Origin of the sequence: Aeromonas genomosp. paramedia, assembly GCF_023093515.1 — a bacterium.
Taxonomy (GTDB): Bacteria; Pseudomonadota; Gammaproteobacteria; order Enterobacterales; family Aeromonadaceae; genus Aeromonas.
The window spans coordinates 60,014-78,993 of record NZ_JAAROG010000018.1 but is presented as its reverse complement, the minus strand read 5'-3'; the positions used below and the strand labels follow the sequence as shown (position 1 = coordinate 78,993).

At 64.4% G+C, this 18,980-nt stretch carries 14 protein-coding genes and 2 tRNA genes; 5 read left to right on the top strand and 11 right to left on the bottom strand.

What is annotated here, in order from left to right; genetic code table 11:
* Positions 1 to 47: 47 nt before the first annotated feature.
* The 9 genes from HB860_RS13490 to HB860_RS13450 form a co-directional block, all read right to left on the bottom strand.
* Entirely contained in the window at positions 48 to 1,619 is a 1,572-nt protein-coding gene (locus HB860_RS13490) for an arylsulfatase (protein WP_139439660.1), read from the bottom strand.
* 118 nt (positions 1,620 to 1,737) lie between these two features.
* On the bottom strand, positions 1,738 to 2,742 hold the full coding sequence (locus HB860_RS13485) for an HAD family hydrolase (protein ID WP_247626985.1): 1,005 nt from the start codon (positions 2,740 to 2,742) through the stop codon (positions 1,738 to 1,740).
* Positions 2,742 to 4,103, bottom strand: coding sequence for a BatD family protein (locus tag HB860_RS13480; protein ID WP_247626984.1), 1,362 nt, complete (start codon positions 4,101 to 4,103; stop codon positions 2,742 to 2,744). The genes HB860_RS13485 and HB860_RS13480 overlap by 1 nt, the downstream gene beginning before the upstream one ends.
* Positions 4,100 to 5,701, bottom strand: coding sequence for a VWA domain-containing protein (locus HB860_RS13475; RefSeq protein ID WP_247626983.1), 1,602 nt, complete (start codon positions 5,699 to 5,701; stop codon positions 4,100 to 4,102). The genes HB860_RS13480 and HB860_RS13475 overlap by 4 nt, the downstream gene beginning before the upstream one ends.
* Positions 5,698 to 6,687, bottom strand: coding sequence for a vWA domain-containing protein (locus tag HB860_RS13470; protein ID WP_247626982.1), 990 nt, complete (start codon positions 6,685 to 6,687; stop codon positions 5,698 to 5,700). The genes HB860_RS13475 and HB860_RS13470 overlap by 4 nt, the downstream gene beginning before the upstream one ends.
* Entirely contained in the window at positions 6,674 to 7,177 is a 504-nt protein-coding gene (locus tag HB860_RS13465; protein WP_247626981.1) for a DUF4381 domain-containing protein, read from the bottom strand. The genes HB860_RS13470 and HB860_RS13465 overlap by 14 nt, the downstream gene beginning before the upstream one ends.
* Positions 7,174 to 8,130 carry a DUF58 domain-containing protein gene (locus tag HB860_RS13460; RefSeq protein WP_247626980.1) on the bottom strand — a complete coding sequence of 319 codons (957 nt, stop codon included), beginning with the start codon at positions 8,128 to 8,130 and terminating at the stop codon, positions 7,174 to 7,176. The genes HB860_RS13465 and HB860_RS13460 overlap by 4 nt, the downstream gene beginning before the upstream one ends.
* Before the next feature lie 8 nt (positions 8,131 to 8,138).
* On the bottom strand, positions 8,139 to 9,113 hold the full coding sequence (locus HB860_RS13455) for an AAA family ATPase (RefSeq protein ID WP_247626979.1): 975 nt from the start codon (positions 9,111 to 9,113) through the stop codon (positions 8,139 to 8,141).
* A 265-nt stretch (positions 9,114 to 9,378) separates the two neighbouring features.
* Entirely contained in the window at positions 9,379 to 11,682 is a 2,304-nt protein-coding gene (locus HB860_RS13450; RefSeq protein WP_247626978.1) for a tetratricopeptide repeat protein, read from the bottom strand.
* Between the two features lie 714 nt (positions 11,683 to 12,396).
* Between HB860_RS13450 and HB860_RS22370 the strand changes: the two genes are divergently transcribed.
* The gene (locus tag HB860_RS22370; RefSeq protein WP_247626977.1) at positions 12,397 to 13,191 is read left to right on the top strand and encodes an SPOR domain-containing protein; all 795 of its coding nucleotides are present in this window, start codon (positions 12,397 to 12,399) and stop codon (positions 13,189 to 13,191) included.
* Between the two features lie 302 nt (positions 13,192 to 13,493).
* Here the strand turns inward: HB860_RS22370 and HB860_RS13440 are convergent, their stop codons facing one another.
* Complete coding sequence (locus HB860_RS13440) at positions 13,494 to 16,931, bottom strand: ATP-binding protein (protein WP_247626976.1); 3,438 nt, start codon at positions 16,929 to 16,931, stop codon at positions 13,494 to 13,496.
* A 248-nt stretch (positions 16,932 to 17,179) separates the two neighbouring features.
* Here HB860_RS13440 and HB860_RS13435 point away from each other — a divergent pair.
* Both HB860_RS13435 and HB860_RS13430 read left to right on the top strand, forming a co-directional pair.
* Positions 17,180 to 17,255, top strand: a tRNA-Gly gene (locus tag HB860_RS13435).
* A 57-nt stretch (positions 17,256 to 17,312) separates the two neighbouring features.
* Positions 17,313 to 17,386 (top strand) — tRNA-Cys (locus HB860_RS13430).
* 75 nt (positions 17,387 to 17,461) lie between these two features.
* Here HB860_RS13430 and HB860_RS13425 read toward each other — a convergent pair.
* Complete coding sequence (locus HB860_RS13425) at positions 17,462 to 17,755, bottom strand: hypothetical protein (RefSeq protein ID WP_202046854.1); 294 nt, start codon at positions 17,753 to 17,755, stop codon at positions 17,462 to 17,464.
* Positions 17,756 to 17,969: 214 nt separating this feature from the next.
* Between HB860_RS13425 and HB860_RS13420 the strand changes: the two genes are divergently transcribed.
* Both HB860_RS13420 and HB860_RS13415 read left to right on the top strand, forming a co-directional pair.
* Positions 17,970 to 18,170, top strand: a complete 201-nt coding sequence (locus HB860_RS13420) for a YbfA family protein (protein ID WP_025327782.1) — start codon at positions 17,970 to 17,972, stop codon at positions 18,168 to 18,170.
* Positions 18,171 to 18,494: 324 nt separating this feature from the next.
* Positions 18,495 to 18,968 (top strand): DUF1203 domain-containing protein, encoded by a 474-nt coding sequence (locus HB860_RS13415; RefSeq protein WP_247626975.1) that lies wholly within the window; start codon positions 18,495 to 18,497, stop codon positions 18,966 to 18,968.
* Positions 18,969 to 18,980 lie beyond the last annotated feature (12 nt).

The following is an 18,980-nucleotide window of genomic DNA, read 5'->3' as shown; positions in this document are numbered from 1 at the left end:
AGAAGAGATAAAAAGGTGCCCGCCGGGGCGGGCACCTGGCACGATACTTATTGTTTTTGGTTCATCTTGGCTTCGATCTGCTTGTCCACATTGGCGCGGATCTGGTCGATGCTGAAGCTGGCAGGACGCTGGCTGGGCGGGTAGTCCACGAAGGTCTGCAGGAAGGCCGCGGCCCGCTGGGTCGCCTGTTCCGTGATGAAGACGTTCTTGGTCAGCATGTCATAGTACTGATCGGAGACGATGTCAGCCCGCTCGTACGGATCCATGCGCAGGTTGAAGATCTTCGGCAAGCGCAGGCAGACGAAAGGCTCGCTCCATACCCTCATGCCGCCCGGGATGCGCTGCTCGCAGAACACCACCTTCCAGTTGCCAAAGCGCATGGCCACCAGGTCGGTATCGTCGTTGAAGTAGTAGAACTCATTGCGAGCCCCCTTGTCGGCCTTGCCAGTGATGTAGTCCAGCTGGTTGAAGCCGTCGAGGTGCACCTTGAAGTTCTTGCCACCGAGATCGGTGCCCTTGAGCAGCCTCTCCTTGATGTCGGTGTCACCCGCAACGGCCAGCAGGGTCGGGAACCAGTCAAGACCGGAGAACATCTCGGTAGAGACAGTGTCCGGCTTGATGTGGCCCGGCCAGCGCACCATGGCAGGTACCCGGTAGGCCCCTTCCCAGTTGGAGTTCTTCTCGTTGCGGAACGGCGTGGTGGCCGCATCCGGCCAGGAGAACTGGTTCGGCCCGTTGTCCGTGGTGTACACCACTATGGTGTTGTCCGCGATCTTCAGGTCGTCCACCGCCTTGAGGATCTTGCCCACATGGCCATCGTGCTCGATCATGCCGTCGGCATACTCGTTGCCCGGCATGCCGCTCTGCCCCTTCATGGAGTCCCGGACATGGGTGAAGAGGTGCATGCGAGTGGTGTTCATCCAGACGAAGAAGGGCTTGTCGGCCTTGACCTGCTTCTCCATGAAGTTGATGGCGGCCTGGGTGGTTTCGTCGTCTATGGTCTCCATGCGCTTCTTGTTCAGCGGCCCCGTGTCCTCGATCTTGCCGTCCGCGGTGGAGTGGATGACCCCGCGCGGCGAGGCGCTCTTGACGAATTTCTCGTCATCCTTTGGCCACCACTCGCGCTCCGGCTCCTCCTCGGCATTGAGGTGGTAGAGGTTGCCGAAGAACTCGTCGAAGCCATGGGCCGTCGGCAGGTACTCGTCACGATCCCCCAGGTGGTTCTTGCCGAACTGGCCGGTGGCGTAGCCGTGGGACTTGAGGGCCTGGGCTATGGTGACATCACGGGCCTGCAATCCGACAGGCACGCCGGGCAGCCCCACCTTGGAGAGACCGGTCCGGAAGATGGTCTGACCCGTGATGAAGGTCGAGCGTCCCGCCGTGCAGCTGTTCTCCGCGTAATAGTCGGTGAACATCATGCCTTCCTTGGCGATGCGGTCGATGTTGGGAGTCTGATAACCGACGACTCCCTTGCCATAGGCGCTGATGTTGGTCTGGCCAACGTCGTCACCGAAGATCACCAGGATGTTGGGCTTGTCTGCCGCCATGGCGGCCGAGGCCCCCAGGGCCGTCGCAATGGACAGTGCCAGCCCGGGCATCCATTTTCTTGCAAATGTCATAGTTGTTTCTCCGTATCACGCTACAGTCCTTGTCCGCGACGGCGAGTGCCGGAAAGCTGATGACGGTGCGTCATCCCGAGACATCCTGCGGTCCTTCTCTACTTGACTTGCACTTACTCTACCTGGGCGACTCGAACGGATAGACACGGCGCCACTCTCTGGCCATGTCCACGACGGTCCAGTTACCCCTGTTCGCTGCACTCAACGCCTTGTCCAGACGCCCAACCTTGCTGTTCCTGTCATAGGCCCATTCCCGTTTGGCATCGGTGTGATGTACCAGACCGGCGAAGCGCTTGCCTGCCCCCGCCATGGTCCATTGCAGCATCTGCAGGTCGCCATCCGAGTTGCCAAAGGCGAAGAGGGGGCGGCGACCTATGATGCGGTCTATGCTCTCCGGCTTGCCGACGCCATCGTCGTTGTGCACCAGCTTGGGCAGACGCTGGATGCTGAGGCGACCCGCCTTCTCCTCGAAGCGACTGCCGAGGGTGGTGCCTATCACCTGCTCTGGGGGGATGCCGTACACCTGCTCGGCGAAGGCGCGCATGAAGACCACCTCGCCCCCCGACACTATGTAGGTCTTGAAGCCGTTGGCCCGCAGGTAATCGAGCAGCTCCAGCATGGGCTGGAACACCATCTCGGTGAAACGGCGCCCCGTGGTGGGGTGGCGGGCGGTGTCGAGCCAATGCCGGGCATTCTGGATGAACTGCGCCGAGCTCATGCCGCTGTGGGTGGCGAGCACTATCTGGAGCAGGCCCGCCATGCCGCTCTTGGCCAGGGTCTGCTGATCCCCCTCCAGGGCGGCCTTGAAGGGCTGCTGTTGTTTCCATTCCGGGTGCTCAGGCGCCATCCGCTTGAGCTCGGACAGGGCAAACAGCACCTGGAAATAGGCGGGCTGTTCGCTCCACAGGGTGCCGTCATTGTCGAACACGGCGATCCGCTCGGCGGGGGCCACATAATCCTTGCCCCCTTCCGTCGTCACCGCGGTGACGAAGGCCTCGATGGCCTGGCGCGAGGGGCCATCCTGCCAGGAGGGGAGCGGATCGGCGGCCCGTGCCAGCAAGGGCAGTACGAGCAGCAGCAAGGCACACCAGCGCATGAACGACAGCATGGGGGGATGACGCATTATGACCTCCTTGTATGACGACGATGATCCGGTTCATCCAGCCCAGGATTCAGTGGTTGCAAGGCATGGGGCCGGGGTCGGCGATCGGTTGCTTCCATCATGGCCCCTTCGAGGGCCGGCACTATCTGCTCGGCGAGGGCGGCGGTGGCGTCCTCTCCCGAGGGCTTGTTGTCAAGGCCGTAGTTGAGTCTGAAGAAGGCTAGCACAGGGTGGAGGCGACTCGTCGGGCCGCTCTTCAGCAAGGGGGCAATGGCCAGCAGCCCGCTGCGCCGCCTCACCCAGAGATAGAGTCCGCCCAGCTCGGCGGGTTGCTGCCGCAACTGGGTGCGTGCGAGGCGCAGTGCGTAGTCGGGGGAGTCGAGCCAGGCGAGCCGGCGGCTTGCCCGCCACCGCTGGAGGCGGTGCCACAAGGCTTGCAGCCGGGGCCGCACCAGCCAGAGGAGGGCGACCGCCATCAGCCCCAGGCCAGCGAGCAGCACTCCCTGACCGGCCAGGGTGATGCGGGCCTGCTGCCCTAGGGCGTGCAGATCCTCGCTGATGGAGAAGGGGGCCTGATAGGTGCCAGCTGCCGCGCTCAGGGCGACCTCGGGGACCGTCAGCTCCTGGGACTGGCCACTGCCTGCATCCCACCAGATGAGCCGGATGGGGGGCAGGGTGAAGTGGCCGCTCTGCTCTATCACATAGCTGACCTTGTCCTCGCGCACGCCCCCCGTGGTGGTCCCGCGGCCGTCGTCCATGGCCATCACACTGGGGGTCTGCACATAACGCCTGAGCCCCTTCACAGCCGCGAAGTGCGGCACCGGCAGCAACATGGCCTGGGCCCCCTCCGCTTCGATGCGCAGCTGACGCTGCACGCTGTCACCCACCCGCAGCGGGGTGTGAGAGCGCTGGATCTGCTGGGTGAAGCGTACCTCGTTGGCGACCAGCTGGGGTGTCTTGCCCCCATGAGGCAGGGCCCTGGCCTGGAAGCTCAGGGGCGGGCTGCTGAGGCTGACCGGCCCCGTGCCCTGCCCGGGCTGAACCTGGAACTGCAGGGGGGGGATCTCGAATGTCTGGGCAAGCTGAGGGGTGATGCGGTAGGTGAACCTCATGCCAAAGAAGGTCTTGCCATCGATCTGCTCGGTGAGATGGCTGGCCTCGCTGCTGGGGGGGGCAACCACGGCCCCCGCCAGCTGGAGGGGCGCCAGCACGGGGGCGGCGGTAAACCAGGTGTCCACCAGCAGATCCACCTCCAGATTGAGGGTGCCGCCCACGCTCACGCCGTTGGCGGGCACCAGCCTGCTCTGAATGCGGACCTCGGGCTCGGCTGCCCGGGCAAGGGCGCCGAGGCCGAGCAGCAGGATGAGCAGCAGGGCTCTCATGGGGCAGGCTCCGGCGTGCGCGTGCTGGCCGCATCCTGCAGCAGGAACTTGCGCCTGAGGAACTGGGCCGGCGAGGTGCTGAGGTTGTCGAGCCAGAGCTGATCCGAGCTGGCCTGGGGGGTCTGCTGCTGTTGCGCTTTGCCGCCCTTGGAAGGGGTCTGGTCCTCCAGGGTCTGGTCGGCCTTCTCATCCGGCGTGCCGGCCTCCTGCTGATCCTCGTGATCCTGCTGGAGCGCCCGGGCCAACGCCAGATTGGCCTTGGCCTCGGGGAAGTCGGGTTGCTGCTTCAGGGCCTGCTGATAGGCGAGGATCGCCTCCGGGAACTTGAACAGCTTCACATAGGTGTTGCCGAGGTAGAAGTAGGCATTGGCCGTGTCCAGCCGGGCCAGGCTGGCCTGGGCGAGATCGAAGTCGGCGGCCAGGTAGGCCGAGAGCCCTTTCCAGTAGGGATCCTTGAAATGGGCCGCCGCCTCGGGGTAGTGGCCCTGCTCGAAGGCCCAGCGGCCCTGTTGATCCGGGGTGAAGAAAGCGTCGGCCAGGGCGTTGGCGTGCGTCGGCGCAGATGCCGTGCCCAGGATCAGCATCAGCAACACGCCCCCCAACCAGTGCACCTGCCAGCCCCGGCGCACGCAGCACAGGGCGATCAGTGCCAGGGGCCAGCACAGCCAGTAACCGGCATCCTGCCAGTGGATCTGCTGATCATCTCCCTGGGCGGCCTGAAAATGCTGCTGGGCGTGCAGCCCAATCCAGTCGAGATCGTCATCGTCGAGGGTCAGGCTGCCCAGGGGGGCATTGGCGGCGCTGGCCAGCCCCTTGAGGGCTGCCTCGTCGAAGCGGCTCACCAGGGGGCGGCCGTCAGGCCCTGTGCGGTGCTGACCCTTCGCATCGCGGATCAGGGTGCCATCCTGGCTGCCTACCGCCAGGACCAGCACCTGAAGCTGACTGCCCGCGAGGCGCTTGCCGATGGCATCAAACTGGCTGGGGTCGGCGCCGTCGGTCAGCAGGACCAGGGTGCCGGGGGAGTGCTCGGCGGCCAGCAAGCGCTGGGCCTCATCGATCACCCCCAGCACGTCCTTGCCGGGACTTGGCATCAGATCGGTGGCCAGCGCCTGGACGAAGGTGTCCAGCAGGGCGGGATCCTCGGTCGCGGGCAACACCAGGTGTGCGCTGCCGGCATAGGCGATGAGGGCGGTACGGGCACCGGCCCGGCGCTGGACGAGGTCGTGCAGCTTGTGGCGGATGGCGGCGAGCCGGGTCGGCGGTACGTCATCGGCATCCATGGAGGCTGAGAGATCCACGGCGAGGATGAGCGGGGCCCGATCGTCGAGGAAATCGGGGATATCTTGTTGCCAGGTGGGGCCGGCGGCGGCCAGCCCCCCCAGTACCAGCAGGCTGGCCAGCAGGTGTATGGGGTGCAGGGTGCGCTCCCTGGCCGGGGTGATGACCAGGGATGCCACCAGATGGGGGGCTATGATGCCGCGCAGCTGCCGCTTGATGTCGTGGCGACGCAGCCAGAGCAGCGGCAGCACTATCCCCGGCACCATCAGCAGCAGCCAGAGGGGGCGCAGGAAATGGAAGGCCGCCAGCTCGATCGTCATGACTCCTCCTCGATACGGGAGGGGGGCGTGCGCCTGCCGAGCAGGGCGGCCAGGAGGTGGCACACCAGCAGCAATAGAAGGCTGGCCCCCAGGGGCCACCAGAACAGGTCGCGCTTGGGCTGGTGGCTGAAGGTCTTCACCCTATGGGGGGTCAGCTCGTCCAGGGCGGCATAGACAGCGTGCAGCGCCTGGCGATCGTCGGCCCTGAAGAAACGCCCGCCCGTGGTGTTGGCGATCTCCATCAGCACCTGCAAGTCGACCCTGGCATCGCCGCTGGCCGCCGGATCGCCTATGCCAATGGTGTGCACCCTGATCCCCCGGTCACGGGCCAGCTGGGCGGCGTGGGCCGGGGTGATGGCGCTGCCGGTGTCATTGCCGTCCGTCAGCAGGATCAGCACCTTTTCTCTCTCCCGGGTCTTCTCCAGCAGCTTGATGGCCAGACCAATGGCATCCCCGAGCGCCGTATTGGGGCCCGCCATGCCGATGCCGACCTCATCGAGCAGCAGTTGCAGGCTGGCGTGATCCAGGGTCAGCGGCGCCTGGGGGTAGGCGCCGGTGCCAAAGACGATGAGGCCGAGGCGATCCTCCTTGCGGCGCTGGATGAAGTCCTGCACCGCCCCCTTCACCGCGCTCAGGCGATCGCTCTGGCGGCCATCCGGAGTGGTGTAATCCCGGGTCTCCATGGACTGGGAGATGTCGATGGCCAGCATGATGTCGCGGGTGGGGCTGTCATGGCGAATGGGGGGCTCGATCAGCACGGGGCGGGCGCAGGCCGTCACCAGCAGCGCCCAGACCAGCAGGTTGAGGCCAAGCTGCCAGCGCCCCCCGCCCAGGGTGCGGGGAGACTGGCCAAGGGCCTGATCCATGGCGGCGAAGAAGGGCACGCGCAGGGCACTGCGGGCGGCGCGATAGGGGGGCAGATAGCGGTAGGCCAGCCAGGGCAGGGGCAGCAGGAGCAGTGCCCAGGGGGCGTCAAACTGCCACATGATGCTCTCCTATCCAACGTCGGCTGAGCTGGAAGATCTCATCGATGCGGCCGTGGGGGATGTCCAGCACCCGGCTGGACGGGGCATAGGCCAGGGTGAACAGATCCTCGGCAAAATGGGAGGGCAGGGGGAAGGGGGCGCTGCGGGCCAGGAATGCCATCCAGGCATCGCCACCGAGCGGCCGGGCGCCCTCGCCGCCGGGCATGGAGATCGCCACCCGCTTGAGCAGACCGGGCAGTGCCCGCAGGGCCGCCAGACGGGATTGGGGATCGGCGAGGGAAAGACGCAGCGCCTCTAGCCGTGCCTGCGCCTCCCGGCGGTAGCGATCGCGCCGCCATTGCCACCAGCGGCGCCCTCCCCAGAGCAGAAGCAGGGAGAGGACGGTCAGCAGCAACAGCAGCCAGCCCCAGGTCTGGGGCAGATAGCTGACCGGGGGCGTGGGAATGGCCAGCTCCTTTAGCTGGGCTATGTCGGGGACCTGGGCCGTCATCGCGCGCTCCCGGTCAGGCGGCCGAGCGCCAGGCGCAATTGCCCCAGCACCTCCTCCCCCGTGCCGAACATCATCAGGGGCACCCGACTGCGGCGCAGCAGCTCGGCCACGTCCCGCAGACGACCGGAGAGGAAGTCGCCGAGCGGCCCGTGTACCTGGCGCTTGTCCACCTGCAGCTCCCGTTGCACCGAGCCCTGGGTGATGGTGATCCTGCCCTTGTCGGGGAATTGCAGGGCGATGGGGTCATAGACCTGCATGGCGATCACGTCGTTGTGGGCGCTGAGCTGGCGCAGCAGCTGCAAGGTCTGATCGCCGGCACCGGCGAAGTCGCTGATGATGCAGATGAGGTGGTCGTGGCCGGCACTGGCGAGGCAGTGGCGCAATACCGTATCTAGCCTGTCCGGCTGGCCGGTCTCCGGCAGGGCGGCATGGAGCCCATGATTGGCCCGGATCACGGCGGCGCACAGGGCTTCGATGCGGGCGCGGCTGCGCTGGGGGCGGATATGCTCCAGCGTCTCATCGCCAAAGACCAGGCCACCGACCCTGTCGCCGGCATGAAATGCCATCCAGGCGCAGAGGGAGGCCAGCTGGGCCGCCGCCACCGACTTGAAGCAGTGGCGGGAGCCGAAATACATGTTCATCCGCTGATCCACCAGCAGCAGGGTCGGGCGGTCGCGCTCCTCGGTAAAGGTGCGCACGAAGGGCTTGCCGTAACGCAGGGTGGCGCGAGCGTCCAGGTGACGAAGGTCATCCCCGGGGGTGTAGTTGCGAAGTTCGTCGAAGCTCAGGCCACGCCCCCGCAGGCGGGAGGCATGGGCGCCCGAGAGAATGCTCGACAGGGGCTGGCGGGAGAGGAAGCTGAGCCCGCGGCTGTGGTGCTCCAGCGCCATAAGCTGGGGAAGGGAGGCATATACGAAGCCATCTGGCGAGCGCAGGTCCGTCTCTGCTGTCATGGTGCTCCTTAGGCCGGAATGGCCACCTTGTCGAGCAGCCGGTCGATGACATCATCCCCATTGACCCCGTCGGCGATGGCATCGTAGGAGAGCTGCAACCGGTGGCGCAGCACCGGGTGCACCACGGCGCGAACGTCATCGGGCGAGACGAAGTCGCGCCCTGACAGCCAGGCTTGCGCCCGGGCGACCCTGTCCAGGCTGATCCCGCCCCGCGGGCTGGCGCCGATGGCGATCCAGCAGGCGAGGTCGGCATCCACCTCGGCCGGGTGGCGAGTGGCATTGATGAGGGCCATCAGGTAGGTGTCGATGGCCTCGGAGACATGGATGGCCGCCACCTCGCGCCTTGCTGCGAAGATGACCTCCTGGGGCAGGTGGCTCGGTTGGGGATGTTCCCCCGCCTGCTGCCGATCCTCGCCCCGGATCAGGCGCAGGATGCGGATCTCGTCCTCCACCTTCGGGTAGTCCAGTTGCAGCTTCATCAGGAAGCGGTCCATCTGGGCTTCCGGCAGCGGATAGGTGCCCTCCTGCTCTATGGGGTTCTGGGTGGCCAGCACCATGAACAGAGAAGGCATGGGGTAGCTCTGCCCCGCCACCGTGATCTGGCGCTCCTCCATGGCTTCGAGCAGGGCGGCCTGCACCTTGGCGGGGGCGCGGTTGATCTCGTCGGCCAGGATGACGTTGCCAAACAAGGGGCCCTGCTGGAAGCTGATCCGGTTGCCGCTGGGGGTCTGCTGGAGGATTTCGCCCCCTGTGATGTCGGAGGGCAGCAGATCCGGGGTGAACTGGATGCGGCTCATCTGCGCATCGAGGTGGGTCGCCAGTGCCTTGACGGTGCGGGTCTTGGCGAGCCCGGGCAGGCTCTCCAGCAGCACATGGCCGTTGGCCAGGAGCCCAAGCAGCACGTGGCGTATGGTATCGGCCTGGCCGAATACCAGCTCGGCGACATTGGCCTCCAGCTGGGCAATCTGTTTTCGTGTCGTCACCGTTCCATTCCTTGGCAGAGTGAGGTTCGCTCATCGACGGCATCCCCATGGGACGGTGCGATGAGCCGTCAGATCCAGACTAACAAGCTTTTTGTTAACAACTGAACAACCATAACACAGCATCTCGGCGCTATCGTAGTGAGAACATTACTGTTTCTCAATTACCCATTTGTGACGCCGAGTGCTGACGCAGACGGCTGGTTCGCGCCAGGCCAGGTCGCCAGGCAGGCGCAGAATGGGGTATGAATGCTCCCCATTCCGAGGATCATTTGGTCCAGTAGGGCTCGATGGCCAGCAGCCTGGGATCCTGCGGGGCGGCCTTGCGCATCCGCTTGACGTATCCGAAGGCTTCCTCCTGTTCACCGGCAATGGCATGCAGGTAGATCAGGGTGTAGAGCAAGTCGGGATCGTCCGGTGCCTGCGCCAGCCCTGCCCGCAGTGCGGCCAGCGCCTCCTCGCGCCGGTTCAGCTGGGAGAGCAGCAGACCCTGGTTGTAGCGGATCCGCACGTTGCCAGGCAGTTCGGCGGCGGCCTTGTCCAGCCAGTCGACCGCCTCTTCGGTCTTGCCCCGCTCCACCAGCAGCAGCGCCAGCATGTAGGCGAGATTGCCATGGTCGGCGACCGGCATCTTGTCCAGGGCGACGCCGCCGCGCAGCAGGGTTTCCGCCTCATCCAGCTGTTGGGCCGCGCTGGCGAGGGTCACCAGGTTGACCCGGGCCGGCACGAAGTAGGGATCCATCCTAAGGGCCTGGCGATACTCGTCCATCGCCTCCTGCTGGCGCCCCTGGCGTGAGAGCAGCACCGCCAGATTGAGGCGCCCGCCCGGCAGATCCGCATTGCCACGCAGGCGCTGCTCATAGTCGGCAAGCTGGTGCTGGAATCCTGCCCGCTCGGCCTCGGGCAAGCGTTCCGGCGGTATGTCGGCGAGAGCCCTGATGGCCTCGTCCCGCACCGCCAGGGTCGGGTCCCGCAGCAAGGGGAGGAGGTCGTCGAGTCGCGCCATGGGGGGCGTATTGGCAAAGCCGGAGACGGCATAGGCCCGTACCAGTGCACTCTCGTCCTTGAGGGCGAGACGCAGCTCAGGGATGGCAGGCAAGCCGAGGTCGGCCAGCTGCTCGGCCGCGGTGGCACGCACTATGGCGGGCTTGCTCTTGTCCGCCAGCAAGGGGGGGAGCAGGTCAAGGGGGGAGCCCTGGCCGCTTTGCACGGCGTGGAAGCTCTCCCCGTAGTGGGGGGGGCGTTTGGGCTTACCATACCAGGTGTCGATGGCCTTGGCCGCCCAGGCGGGCTCCTTGTCCTGATGACAGGCGGTACAGGCATCCGGGCTACCGGTCCTGGCCGCCAGATCGGGGCGCGGGATGCGCAGGCTGTGGTCACGGCGCGGGTCGACCACCATGTAGGTCTTGGTCGGCATGTGGCAGTTGACGCACTGTGCCCCGGCGCTGCCCGGTTCATGGTGATGGTGGGCCTTGCTGTCGTACTCCCTGGCCTGCAGGCTGGGGAAGCGGTTGGTCGGGGGCTGGGGATTGTGGCACTGGAGGCAGAGGCCGTTGCCCTCCAGCTTGACCTTGGTGGTGTGGGGATTGTGGCAATCGGTGCAGCCCACCCCGGCGGCGGACATCTTGCTCTGGACGAAGGAGTCAAACTCGTAGACCTCGCCATCTATCTGGCCATCCGCATGATAGAGGGAGGCCCGCAATGTGGTGGGCAGGCTCTGATCCAGCTGCGGATGACCCGGCTGCTGACCGGTTCCCAGCCCTTGACGACGGCTGTGGCAGAAGGCGCACTGCTCCACCTGCCCCTTGCTGTCGAGCGCTCTGGTATCGACGCCGAGGCCATAGTGGTCATCCGGCGCCTTGGCGCTGCCGCCTGCCTTGTGCTGATTGGCCCAGGTCACATGGCTCTGGCTCGGGCCGTGGCAGGCCTGGCAGCCGACGGTCTGCTCGTGCCAGGTGGTGGTGAAGCTGTCGTTCTTGTCGTCGTAGCCCTTGTCGAGGGCGGTGGAGTGGCAATCCGCGCACATGGCGTTCCAGTTCTGATAACGCCCGGTCCAGTGCAGGGGATCGCTGGTGGCGAAGCGCTGGCCGGGATAGAGGGAGAACCAGCGCTGTCCGCCTTCCTCTTTCGGACGGCTATCCCAGGCCAGGGTCAGGGCCTGCAGGCGGCCGCGGGAGAGGGCGACCAGGTATTGCTGCAGCGGATCATGGCCGAAGGTGTAGAGGATCTTGACGTCAACCGGCTTGCCGTCTTCCCCCTCGAGATTGACGAAATAGCCCTCTCCCTTGCGAAAGAAGCGGGCCTTGACGCCAGCCTCGTCGAAATGGGCGTCGTTGAAATCCCCCAGCACGTTGTCAGGGGTGGCGTGGCGCATGGCCCAGGCATGGTCGGACCCCTTCCACTGGGCCACCTGGCTGTCGTGACAACCGAGGCAGCTCGCCTCGGCGGCATAACCCTCGGCCTTGGCGGCGAGCGCAGGGAGCTGACCTGGGCTGGTCGGCTCCGCTGCGGCATGGGCCAGGGTGGCGATACACCAGATCCCCCCCCAGAGGGCGGATAGCAAGACTGTCATGACCCTGCGCGGCAACCCGCCCTGATAACGCCTCTCCCTCACTGATCGCTCCTTGATCCTGTATCACCCTGGATCTGGCTGCTTGCCTGTGTCCGGGATGGTGCTCCCCTGCCGCTCGGCATCGAGGTTGCTGGCGTGGTCATGTGTCCGACATGACTGATTTTTCTGGTTATTTAACTATCACTAAGCGCCAGGACCATCAAGCGCTAAATGGAAACCTGGCCGTGATCTCGTCAACGCAGGCAGTGACGAGGTCGTGGCGCAGAGGCTGCTGGCGGCCTTTTGCCGTCAGCTTGCAGGGTCTCGAGTCTGCCGACCTCTTGGCTCCCGAACGGCTCGCTGGCGCTTTCTCAAGGCGCATGGAGCAGAGGAGAGCGTCTGGGGTAAATGCCAGAGGAAACAAGCCCCTGGACAGGGCCAAGGCCCCCGGATGGGGGGAGGATTCAGGCCAAGTTCAGCGCGACTCCGGTATGGTGCTCGGCGTCGATGGGAGGCAACGAATGGCAAGCGAGGTGGCTGCAGGCCGAGCCCTGCCCGTTTCTCTTCAAGCCCGCCAAGGCGATGAGGAACGGCGACATGGGGTGACATCCTGATCCGGGCCTGCTCTCACGGACTACACCCATTTTCTGCCGCGACGAGCGGCCGCCCCATGCCGGTCCATGACCTTTTTCTGCCGCACCGGCGCCCCCATTTTCATGCCGTCCAGGAGGACATATGACCGAAGGCCATCTGCGCAAGTGCAACCCCGCCTTCCTCATTCGCCAGATAGGGATAGGTCTGGCGGCAGGCGCCCTCTGCTTGCTGATGTTGAGCTATGTGAGCCCCACGGCTCGGCAGGACGAGCCCGAGGTGGGGGAGGCCGCTACGGATCAGGTCAGTGGCGCCGCCGCGACGTTGATCCCGCCGGCTGAGACCGGGTTCCTGCCTTCTGCTCCCGAGTCGATCGAACGGCAGGTCGACGGTGTGGCCGGCAAGCCGACCCCCATGCTGGGTATGCCGGCCAGCGGCGCCCTGCCGATCGTGGCCGAAGAGGTCGTGCAGCCTGAGCCGCCAATACCTGCCCCCTCGGCGCCTCTGGTTGAGGTCGAGCCTGCCGCCATCCCCGAGCCCGTGTCCACGCCTGCCCCGGAGCCTGTGTCCAAGCCGGCAGCGAAATCGCAGTCTAAACCAGCCACCGTGCCCGAGCCGCAAGGCAAGGCATCCGGCAAGGTCAACCTGACGCCCGCCAGCGTCCTGCACCAGAAGAACATCACCCACCTCAGCATCCAGCTGATGGGAGCGAGCAGTCTGGATGCCGTAGCGCAGTTTGTGCGCGTCAATCGGCTCGCCGACCAGGTGTGGATCTATCGCACCAACTACCATGGCAGTCCCTGGTATGTGGTGCTGAAAGGGGATTATGTCGGCCTGAGCCAGGCGCAGGCAGCCATTCGCCAGCTGTCGCCAGCCCTGCGGAAGGCACAGCCCTGGCCCAAATCCTTCGCCCAGGTGAATAGAGAATTGAAGCCATAAGCCGGGTGACAGGGGATAGGCCCGAGTGAACAGGCCTCATCCCATGGGCGTTGGGCTACCGGCGCCCTTGGGGGGAGGTGAGCGTTGGCTGACATCGGGTAGGCTGTATGCCCTCGTTCGGGATGTGCCGGACCGCTTGCTGAGTCGCACCGCCGGAGCAGCCCCTTCGCCTCAATGGCACAACGTCAAAAACACCACACCCGTGTCATTCGCGGGTGTGGTGTTTTTGGCATGTCATCTGCTCGATATCTCGGGCTCATTTCGTCAACGGAAGAGAGGCCGCCCGAGATCGCAGCAGAACCTCAGCCCTTGCGGCTGGCGAGCTGGCGCAGCAGCTGGGTGCTCTGGTGCAGGCTCTGCTGCTGCACTTCGCTCAAGGGGCACTGCTTGAGCACGTATTCGGCGCTGGCCACCACCGTCTTCCAGCGCGGCGCCTTGGGCAGGGTGTCAAGGCTCAGGTATTTGTCGAGGGTGCGGGTCTGGGGGCTGGATCTGTCCATGTAGACGCGCCACAGCTTGCTCTTCTCCGCCAGCACTATCTTGCCCTTGCCGGTGCTCTGCTGCCAGGTATCCAGTGTCAGGCGCATGGTGTCCACCAGGGCCCGGCGCAAGGGTTCGTCGTCCTGCTGGCGAATGAGGTTGTCCGCCAGCGATCTGAACTCCCCTCCCAGCCTGCTCAGCTCTCCCAGCAACTGGCCATCTTCGATGATGGCCTGGCGCGACAGGCTCTTGAGGGCGTTCTCCAGGGCCATCACCCTGTTGTCGTCCTGGCGCTGCTCGGTGCTGAGGGTGAGCGCGAAGGCGTGCTGACCCCCCAGGCTGATGGGCAGGGCCCGGGCATTGAGCCCGTCCTTCTGGCCCGCCACCAGGAAGCTCAGATCCTGCTCCGGTCGCGCCGCCATGTCGGGCCACTGGCTCGCCAGCGGGGTCGCGAGCCACTCGTCCAGCGGCAGCCCCTCCATGGCTTCCGGCTCCTGGCCCAGCAAGCGGGCCAGGGCCCGGGAGGCAAACAGCACCACCCCTTGCTCGTCGATGAAGACCATGGGGTCGGCCCCTTCCCCGAGCAGCGCAAGCAGCCGCTCCTGATCCTGATGCAGCTGGGCCTGCAGCCGCAGGCGGTGCTCTATCTCCTGCTTGAGCAGGTGATTCTCCACCAGGGAGGCGCGGCCGGCGCTGGCCTCCAGCAGGGCCCTGACCCGGGCAAACAGCTCCTCCTTGCAGAAGGGTTTCACCAGGTAGTCGTTGGCCCCGGCGTTGAAGCCCTCTTCGATCTCCTTGGGCTGGTTGAGGGCGGTGAGCAGCAGCACCGGCAGCTTGTCCTTGGGATGCTGCTGGCGCAGGCGGCGGCAGACGTCGAAGCCCGACAGGGTCGGCATCATCACGTCCAGCAGGATGAGGTCCACCGGCTCCTGGGCCAGCTTGGCCAGGGCGTCGTGGCCATCGCTGCTCGGCAGTATGCGGTAGCCGCAGGGTTGCAGCAGGTGGCGGAGGATGTGCAGGTTGATGGGCTCGTCATCCACCACCAGGATGAGGGGCGCGCCAGGTGGGGGCGGGGGCAGATCGTCGCTCTCCCAGTCCGGCAGTATCAGGGGCTGCTGGCGCATCAGCTGATGCTCTATCTGGCGGCTGTCGAGCGTCAGGCTGCCCGCCTTGCCGCTGGCGAGCGGCAGGGTGAAGGCGAAGGTGGAGCCGACGCTCGGCTCGCTCTCGACGAACAGCTCACCCCCCATCAGGTGCACCAGCTGACGGGTGATGGAGAGGCCAAGGCCCGCCCCCTGCTTGCTCACTTCCGGGCTCATCTGCACCAGGGGTTCGAAGATGTGTTCCAGATGATCTTTGGCGATGCCGATGCCGGTGTCTGTCACCCTGATGCGCAGGAAGTTGCCCTCCACCTGGGCGCTCAGCACCACCTTGCCCTGGGGGGTGTACTTGATGGCGTTGCCCACCAGGTTGTAGAGCACCTGCTCGAGGCGCTGTTCGTCCGCCAGCACCGGAGGCAGCTCCGCCGGGCTTATGTCCACCAGGGTGAGGGGCTTGGCCTGCACCAGGTGCTGGCAGAGATCCAGCACCAGCCGGATCACCCCCTTGGAGGAGACGGGCTGGGGGTGGATCTCCAGCTGGCCGTAGCGCATCTGGTGGTAGTCGAGCAGATCGTCCACCAGCCGGGCCAGGCCGTCGGCGCTCTTGATGATGAGTCCGAGCTGCTTCTGCTGCCCCTCGGTCAGGTCCTGCTGGCTGGCGAGCATGGACTCGGCCATCCCCTTGATGCCGTGGATGGGGGTGCGCAGCTCGTGGGAGGTGTTGGCCAGGAGCTCGTCTTTGAGCTTGTCCGCCTGTTGCAGGCTGAGGTTCTGCTTGTGGGTCAGCTTGACCTGCTGCTGCAGCTCCTGGGTCTGGCGTTCGATGAGCTCTATCTTGTCCTTCACCGAGCGCTGCATGTGGCGGAATGCCTGGGCCAGCCGGTCTATGTCGTCGTCGGTGCGCGGTATGGTGATGGGGTGCTCCAGGGCGCCATCCGCCACCTGCTCGGCGGCGGCGGTGAGGGAGCGCAGGGGCGCCGTGATGGAGTGGGAGAGCCAGCGGGAGAAGAGGATCAGCAGCAGCAATGAGCCCGCCCCCAGCAGGATCACCAGGGTTTCCAGCTGGCGTATGGGGGCATAGGCCTCGCTGGTGGAGATCTCGGCGATGAAGGCCCACTCGGTGTCGAACACCTTCACCTGGGTGTAGGCGGCCAGCACCTCGTCGTCGTGATAGGAGAGGAAGGGGCCGACCCCCTGCTCGCCGGAGAGGGCCTTGATGACGAGCGGGGTCTGCAGCGGCCGGAAGTTGGGGCTGAAGCTGTTCTCCACACTGAATTCGGGGGCCAGCCAGGCGTTGGCGCGCATCCGCTTGTCCGGGCCTATGAGGATGGTCTCGCCGGTCTCGCCGAGCCCCTCCCGCTCCGCCATGATCTGGTTGAGCTTGTCCGGCAGCAGCTCGAAGATCACCACGCCGCGCACATAGTCGTACTGCATCACGGGGGCGGCCAGGTAGGCGACCACCTGGCCGGTCAGCTCGTTGCGGCCAAAGTCGGTGAACTCGAAGATCTGCTGGGGCTTCTGGCCGCCGTCGAGGCGGCGCTTGATCTTGGCGAAGGTGTTGCCAAGGCCGCTCGCCTGATAGGGGCCGGAGAGCAGGTTGGTGGCGAAGTTGGGGTGCTTGGTGACCGAATAGACAACGTCACCGTTGAGATCCACCAAGAAGATGTCGCTGTAGTTGGACTTGCGCACCATGTCGGCGTAGCCGCGGTGAAAGCGCTGGTGCACCCGGCCATACATCTCGTCAGCGAGGATCAGGGCGCTGATGGACGGCTCTATGTCCACCTGGCTGTCCGGCTGTTGCAGCTTGTCCCAGGAGCCGGGCACATAGCGGGCCTGGGCGCGGGCGCGGGCCTCCTGCGGCGTGGTGCCGAGCTTTTCGAAGGCCCCGGTGAAACCGTAGAAGCGACCGATACTGTTGCCGGCAAAGTCCTGCTGGGAGAAGTTGATGATCTGCTCCTTGAGGTTGCCGAAGTAGTCTTCCAGCTGGCTCTTCTTGATGTTGCGCACCGACACCAGATGGTTGGACGTCTGGGTGGTGAGATCCTTGCCGTGGCTGTAGAGGAAAAACAGGGTGACGACCAGGAAAGGCACCAGGCCCAACATGAAGAAAGCCTGCATCAGCTGCGGTCTGAGCCCACGAGGCCTGAAGATCCATTTCATGGTGTGAATTTCAATTGAGAATCCAGTTACTAAGCGGCTTGAGTTTCTGACTAAAGACTAACTATTTCAATGGCTTTATCTTAAATTCGCTCGTCGGGTCACAGGGAATGGCGGGAATTTCGACCAAGGCGTTTAAAGCCTGAGCAAACGCTCCAAAAAAGCGCTCAAAGTCATAAAAAAGGGTTGTGCCCGGGCTCGGGGTACGTATAATGCGCCTCGTTGTCAGGCAACTGGCATCATGAAGTCAGGCGGGAATAGCTCAGTTGGTAGAGCACGACCTTGCCAAGGTCGGGGTCGCGAGTTCGAGTCTCGTTTCCCGCTCCAATTTTCCATCGCACCAACGGTGGAACTCACTTTCAAGACCATCAGTCTTGTCAGCATGGCGCGTTAGCAAAGCGGTTATGCAGCGGATTGCAAATCCGTTTAGTCCGGTTCGACTCCGGAACGTGCCTCCATCTTCTTCCTCTGTTTCATTCTTGTTCCATGCCAGGTTTCATCCCAAGAACCTCTTTCGGCATATCCCCTTGCGTTCAATATCCTTGCTGGGTCAATAACAGCTCGCAGCCCTGATGGCGCCACTCTCTTTGCAGATAGTGACTTATCTCGTCGAGGGATTGCCCCCGATACTGAAGCTGCAGCTCGGCGGCGTGGTCGGTCAGATCGGCCATCTTCTGCTTCAGTTGACCGCATTGCCACAGGCTGACGACAGGCACCCCCTGATACGCCAGCGTGATGGCGTCGTTCTGGTTGAGCCGCCACTCCTGCCACTGTGACCAGGCGAGCAGACCCAGTACGCTCAGGACAGCAATGTCTGCCAGTTTCATGCGCTTCTCCCCCCATTTACCTCTCCATGTTCTAACTCTTGCCCAAGGCGTGGTTTTTGCCAGCCTTGTTACTCTTTGGTTAAATAATGTAACCCAGTTTCACTTTCTGGTTTTTAGGCGGTTTTTTTATAAAAAAGTGGGCTTGTTGGTGTAGTAATCCTACAGATTGTGGAGTAATCTTTGCTCAGTGGTCTTACCAGTGAGGCGTTAAATCATGTTTCATCCCTTCTCCCTGACTCAGATAATCCTTCGTCGCATCTTCGTACTGATGGTGGGTCTGCTCGCCTTCCCTGTGATGCTGTTTCGCCGCGATCGCGCCCGCTTCTACAGCTACCTGCACCGGATCTGGAACAAGACCAGCACCAAGCCGGTGTGGCTCAAGATGAGCGAACGGGGTGAGCGGATCTTCTACTGATCCCCGTCGCGTGACCTGCCTCGCCCGGCCTATGTCGGCGCAAAAGGAAGGCAGGGCGCACCTCCCGATACAAAAACCGACACCACGGGTGTCGGTTTTTTTATGGGTATCGAACAGCCACAGCACGCCTTGCGGCTGGTCGCAGGCCCGGCGCTGGCTCCCATCTCATCCCATCTTCACTCTCCTCACTCCATACCTCAGAAGGGGCCGTCAAGCACCGCACAGCAGAGCCCGGTGGCAGAAATAGGATTGCCTGACCGGAAATGGCCAGCATAGGGCCGCGCCATGGCTAACATGGTGTCTTTGATCAGAGGGAGTGCCGCGATGAACACCGATTTCAGGATTCAGGGGTTAGAGAAGGGTCTGTTTGCACGCTTCATGGCGATGAGCGAGGAGGAGCTGCAGGGCATCAACGCAAGATGGGTGACGGCCGATGCCAGACCCGGTTACCCGTGCCGGGTTTCCCTGCAGGATGCCATGCCGGGGGAGAGGGTACTGCTGATCCACTTCCTGCACCATGACGTCGACTCTCCCTATCGGGCAGGGGGACCCATCTTTGTGCGCGAACACGCCGACACTGCGGTGCTGGGTGTCAATGAGATACCGGAGATCCTGCCAGGGCGCCTGCTCTCGGTCAGGTCCTATGACAGGGCGCACATGATGATCCACGCCCAGACCATTCAAGGCAGTGAATTCGAGCGAGCCATTCGTCAGCAGCTGTCGAATGGGGAGGTTGCGTACATGCAGGTACACAATGCCAGCCCGGGTTGTTTCAGCTGCACCGTCAGCCGTGCCTGAGCCAGCTCTGGT